Origin of the sequence: Corynebacterium sp. (genome assembly GCF_012837295.1) — a bacterium.
Lineage (GTDB): Bacteria > Actinomycetota > Actinomycetes > Mycobacteriales > Mycobacteriaceae > Corynebacterium.
In genome coordinates this window covers 1-5,698 of sequence record NZ_DURI01000036.1, presented here as the reverse complement: position 1 = coordinate 5,698, position 5,698 = coordinate 1, and the positions used below count along the sequence as shown (strand labels likewise).

General features: G+C 64.6%; 5 protein-coding genes. All 5 read left to right on the top strand.

The genetic code is table 11. The annotated features are described in order from the left end of the window. Window positions 1-371: 371 nt before the first annotated feature. On the top strand, window positions 372-596 hold the full coding sequence (gene nrdH / locus GX015_RS01245; protein ID WP_155869503.1) for a glutaredoxin-like protein NrdH: 225 nt from the start codon (window positions 372-374) through the stop codon (window positions 594-596). A gap of 81 nt (window positions 597-677) precedes the next feature. Continuing rightward, window positions 678-1,100: a class Ib ribonucleoside-diphosphate reductase assembly flavoprotein NrdI gene (gene nrdI / locus GX015_RS01240; RefSeq protein WP_291342187.1), complete on the top strand. Its 423-nt coding sequence runs from the start codon at window positions 678-680 to the stop codon at window positions 1,098-1,100. A gap of 177 nt (window positions 1,101-1,277) precedes the next feature. After that, the gene (nrdE, locus tag GX015_RS01235; RefSeq protein WP_291342190.1) at window positions 1,278-3,422 is read left to right on the top strand and encodes a class 1b ribonucleoside-diphosphate reductase subunit alpha; all 2,145 of its coding nucleotides are present in this window, start codon (window positions 1,278-1,280) and stop codon (window positions 3,420-3,422) included. Between the two features lie 244 nt (window positions 3,423-3,666). After that, window positions 3,667-4,383 carry a purine-nucleoside phosphorylase gene (deoD, locus tag GX015_RS01230; RefSeq protein ID WP_291342185.1) on the top strand — a complete coding sequence of 239 codons (717 nt, stop codon included), beginning with the start codon at window positions 3,667-3,669 and terminating at the stop codon, window positions 4,381-4,383. 2 nt (window positions 4,384-4,385) lie between these two features. Then, on the top strand, window positions 4,386-5,698 hold a 1,313-nt coding region (locus GX015_RS01225; protein WP_291342183.1), incomplete at its 3' end, for an MFS transporter.

Below are 5,698 nucleotides of genomic sequence, written 5' to 3'. Positions count from 1 at the left end.
GCATGGATCCACGGATCCATGCGGCGCGGTTCCTTTTTGCGCCGGTCCGGCCGCCCCGGTTTTCGGATGTCGGTCGATAGTGGTTAAGGGTGTTCGCCGATAGTCGCTTTTCGACGATTTTCGGGAAATTCAGGGACGTGACCACTAAATCACAAGGTTGTGAGGCGGCGTCGACCCACATGTAGTGCCGGGCAAATCCCCATCCTGGGAATTCTCCGCTTGTAACTACTATATGTTGTGCTACTGGCCTTTTTCTGACCCCAAGTGTAGTGTTTCTGGTGTTGCGCCGCTCAGGGCGCCGGCCGGAGAAACCGACAGGGCTCGCCGGCCGTGAATCCTCGAACCGACTGATCTGAAGGAACGTGCGAGACATGGTCACCGTCTACAGCAAGCCCGCCTGCGTGCAGTGCCGCGCCACCACCCGAGCCCTGGACAAGGCCGGCATCTCCTACGACATCGTGGACATCACCCTCGACGACGAGGCCCGCGACTACGTCATGGCCCTCGGCCACCTTCAGGCCCCGGTCGTCGACACGGGTTCGGAGACCTGGTCGGGCTTCCGCCCCGACCGCATCAAGGCCCTGCTCGCCGCGTAAAGGCAGGCGGCCCCACATTCGGCCGTGAGTTTTCCGTTTTCGGGAAGCCCACGGCCTTTCGTTGAAGGGTGGCGAAAGCCGTTGTTCATCGTCTATTTCTCGTCGGCCACGGGCAACACCCACAAGTTCGTGCAGAAGCTGGAGATCCCCAACGCGCGGATCCCCGTCCACCGCAACGAACCGGAGTTGCTGGTCGATGAACCCTACGTGCTGATCGTCCCCACCTACGGGGGCGGTTCATCCATCACGGGGGACAAGTCCCGGCCGGTGCCGCCGCAGGTGATCCGGTTCCTGAACAACGAGCACAACCGCTCGTACATCAGGGGAGTGATCTCCGCGGGCAACACCAATTTCGGCATCGACTACGGCTTGGCCGGCGAGATCGTCGCCGAAAAGTGCAAGGTGCCGTACGTCTACAGGTTCGAGCTCATGGGCAACGACGAAGACGTGAGAGTCGTGCGATCCGGGCTGGCGGACTTTTTCCGGCATCGCGCGGCCTCCTGACCGCCGCCGGAGCATGCGCGCACGGGACATCCCCTATATAGAGGAGAGGGGCCGGCGCGGCCGACAAGAAGAACAATGGGCGGCGACCGCATGGTCGTCGTAAAGCAAAAAGCGTTTTAGCGACAAGCGAGCCGGCGAAAGCCCGGGCGAGAAAGAGGGAGCAGAAGAGTGGCTGACATGGGGAAGACCGTTGCGGAGCCGATCGGCAAGGACGAGCTGGACTACCACGCGCTCAACGCGCTGCTGAACCTGTACGACGACGACGGCAAGATCCAGTTCGACAAGGACCGCGAGGCCGCCCGCCAGTACTTCCTGCAGCACGTCAACCAGAACACGGTCTTCTTCCACAACCTCAAGGAGAAGCTGGACTACCTGGTCGAGAACAAGTACTACGACCCGATCGTGCTGGACAAGTACGAGTTCGAGGACGTCAAGGCGCTGTTCAAGCGGGCCTACGCGCACAAGTTCCGGTTCCAGTCCTTCCTGGGCGCGTACAAGTACTACACCTCGTACACGCTGAAGACCTTCGACGGGAAGCGCTACCTCGAGCGCTACGAGGACCGCGTCTGCATGGTCGCGCTGACCCTGGCCGACGGCGACCTCGACCTCGCCGGCCACCTCGTCGACGAGATCATCTCCGGCCGCTTCCAGCCGGCGACCCCGACCTTCCTCAACTCCGGCAAGGCCCAGCGCGGCGAGCCGGTGAGCTGCTTCCTGCTGCGCATCGAGGACAACATGGAGTCCATCGGCCGCGCCATCAACTCCTCGCTGCAGCTGTCCAAGCGCGGCGGCGGCGTCGCGCTGCTGCTGAGCAACCTGCGCGAGCAGGGCGCGCCGATCAAGCACATCGAGAACCAGTCGTCCGGCGTCATCCCCGTGATGAAGCTGCTGGAGGACTCCTTCTCCTACGCCAATCAGCTGGGCGCGCGACAGGGCGCCGGCGCCGTGTACCTCCACGCGCACCACCCGGACATCATGCGCTTCCTGGACACCAAGCGCGAGAACGCCGACGAGAAGATCCGCATCAAGTCGCTGTCCCTCGGCGTGGTCATCCCGGACATCACCTTCGACCTGGCCAAGCGCAACGACGACATGTACCTGTTCAGCCCGTACGACGTCGAGCGCGTCTACGGCAAGGCGTTCGCCGACGTGAACATCTCCGAGAACTACGACGACATGGTCGAGGATCCGCGGATCAGCAAGACCAAGCTCAATGCCCGCGCGTTCTTCCAGACGCTGGCGGAGATCCAGTTCGAGTCCGGCTACCCGTACATCATGTTCGAGGACACGGTCAACGACGCGAACCCGATCGCCGGCCGCATCACGCACTCGAACCTGTGCTCCGAGATCCTGCAGGTCTCCACCCCGTCGACGTACCACGAGGACCTGTCCTACGACGAGGTCGGCGAGGACATCTCCTGCAACCTCGGTTCGATGAACATCGCCATGGCCATGGATTCGCCGGACTTCTCGGCGACCATCGAGACCGCCATCCGCGGCCTGACCGCCGTATCCGAGCAGACGTCCATCGATTCGGTGCCGTCGATCCGCAAGGGCAACGAAAAGTCGCACGCCATCGGCCTGGGCCAGATGAACCTGCACGGCTACCTCGGCCGCGAGCGGATCCACTACGGGTCCGAGGAGGGCATCGACTTCACCAACATCTACTTCTACTGCGTGCTGTTCGAGGCCCTGAAGGCGTCGAACAAGATCGCCATGGAGCGCGGCGTGAAGTTCGGCGGTTTCGAGGAGTCGAAGTACGCCACCGGCGAGTTCTTCGACAAGTACATCGACGCCGAGTGGGTTCCGGCGACGGCGCGCGTGCGCGAGCTGTTCGACGCGTCGGAGATCTCCATCCCGACGCAGGACGACTGGCGCGAGCTGAAGGCCTCCATCCAGGAGCACGGCCTGTTCAACCGCAACCTGCAGGCGGTGCCGCCGACGGGCTCGATCTCGTACATCAACAACTCGACGTCGTCGATCCACCCGATCGCGTCGAAGATCGAGATCCGCAAGGAAGGCAAGATCGGCCGCGTCTACTACCCGGCGCCGCACATGGACAATGACAACCTGGAGTACTTCCAGGACGCGTACGAGGTCGGCTACGAGAAGATCATCGACACCTACGCCGCGGCCACCCAGCACGTGGACCAGGGCCTGTCGCTGACGCTGTTCTTCAAGGACACCGCGACCACGCGCGACATCAACCGCGCGCAGATCTACGCGTGGCGCAAGGGCATCAAGACCATCTACTACATCCGCCTGCGCCAGGTCGCCCTCGAGGGCACCGAGGTCCAGGGCTGCGTGAGCTGCATGCTCTAGCTTTCGGCTGAATGATTCCGCAGGGGCGGGCATCCGGGTTTCCGGGTGCCCGCCCTTCGGCGTTCTTGGATGGGGGAGGGCTGCTTGACGACGGCCCGCGCGGGAATCAAAGCTCTCCTCGCCACAGTGGGGCACAGATGTAAATACGGGGATTGGCGAGTGTGCTTCATCGGCGTAGCCTGAAATCCGATACGGCGGACACGATCCGTCGAAAAGCGAAGAAGCCCGAGTCGAAGGAGACCCCATGGCCCGCGAGAGCACACCGCACATCAACCCGAACGGCGTCGACATCGCCGAGGCGATCCTGCTGCCCGGCGACCCGCTGCGCGCGAAGTTCATCGCGGAGACGTACCTCGACGACGTCGTGCAGTTCAACGCCGTGCGCGACATGCTCGGCTTCACGGGCACCTACCGGGGCACGCCGGTGTCGGTGATGGGGTCGGGCATGGGCATCCCGTCGATCTCGCTGTACGCGTGGGAGCTCATCCACGACTTCGGCGTGAAGAAGCTGGTGCGCGTCGGGTCCTGCGGCGCGTTCCAGGCGGACATCGACCTGTACGACGTGGTCATCGGCCAGTCCGCGTCGACAGACTCGAACTTCCTGTCCCAGTACGGCATCCCGGGCACGTACGCTCCCACCGCGTCGTACCGCCTGCTCGAGGACGTCCGCGACCGCGCCCGCGCGCAGGGCGTGAAGACCCACGTGGGCAACATCCTGTCGTCCGACATCTTCTACAACGACAACCCCGGGGCCAACGAGCGCTGGGCGCGCATGGGCGTGCTCGCCGTCGAGATGGAATCCGCCGGCCTCTACGCCACCGCCGCCCACGCCGGCGTCGAGGCGCTGGGCATCTTCACCGTCAGCGACAACATCGTCACCGGCGGGCAGACCACCGCAGAGGAACGCCAGACCGCGTTCACCACCATGATGGAGCTCGCGCTCCCGCTGGCGGCGATCTAGCCGTGGGGGAGAAGCTCGCGAAATCCGTGAAGGTGTCGGACAAGCCGCCGTCGGCCCCGAACCCGAGGGCCGCCGTTCCGATCATCCTGTTCACGTTCGTGTTCTGCCTGGTCATCGACAACGGCTTCAAGTTCATGACCAAGCCGATCGCCGAGGATCTGGGGCTGTCGCTGACCACCGCCAGCCTGCAGGCGACGCTGGCCGGCATCGTCATCGGCATCGGCGCCGTGGTCTACGCCGCGCTGGCCGACTCGATCTCCATGCGCAAGCTGCTCGTGGCGGGCATCGCCATGATCGCCGCCGGCTCCGCCATCGGCTTCGCGTTCCAGGGGGTCTGGGAGCTCGTGCTCGCCGGGCGCATCATCCAGACCTGCGGCCTGGCCGCCGCGGAGACCCTGTACGTCATCTACGTGACCAAGTACCTGTCCAAGGACGATCAGAAGACCTACCTGGGCTTTTCCACCTCGGCGTTCCAGGGTGCGCTGCTGATCGGCACCCTGACCTCCGGCATCATGGCCACCTACGTGTCGTGGACCGCCATGTTCCTGGTGTCGCTGCTGCTCGTCGCCGCGATCCCGGTGATCCTGAAGAAGGTGCCCGACTCGGCGAGCGTGCGCAGCCACCTCGACGTGTTCGGCCTGTTCCTCATCGCGGTCGTCGCCACCGCGGTGATGATGTTCATGCAGGCCTTCGCCTGGCCGTGGGCCGTCGTCGCCGTGATCGGCATCGTCGTCTTCGCCTGGCACGTGCGCACCCACGACGACGCGCTGGTGACCTCCGCGTTCTTCGCCAACGGCCGCTACGTCACCGTCCTTGCCGTCGTGCTGGTCGTCTACTCGGTCCAGCTGGGCTATTCGGCGATCCTGCTGCCGCACCTCGCCGACAAGCTCCACGGCATCGACATCGACGGCGCCGCCTACATCCTGGCCCCGGGATATGCGCTGGCCGTCGTCGTCGGCGCGCTGTCCGGCAAGGTCGACGAGGTGCTGTCCTCGCGCAACACCATCATCGCGGCGCTGCTGCTGATCATGGCGGCGCTCATCATCCCGGCGCTGTTCGTCGGCAAGTCCGTGGCCATCATCGTCATCTCGATGCTGCTGTTCCCCTCCGGCTTCGCGCTGATCTACGCGCCGCTGGTGGCCACCGCGGTCGGCGGGATCCCGCCGGAGAAGTCGGGCGTCGCCATTGGCTTCTACAACCTCGTCATCAACATCGCGGTGCCCGTGGGCATCGCCTACACCGCGAAGCTCGTCGACCTGGGCCCGACGTTCCTGTCCGGCCTGTCGCCGGCGGGCACCGACGCCGAGGCCGTCGT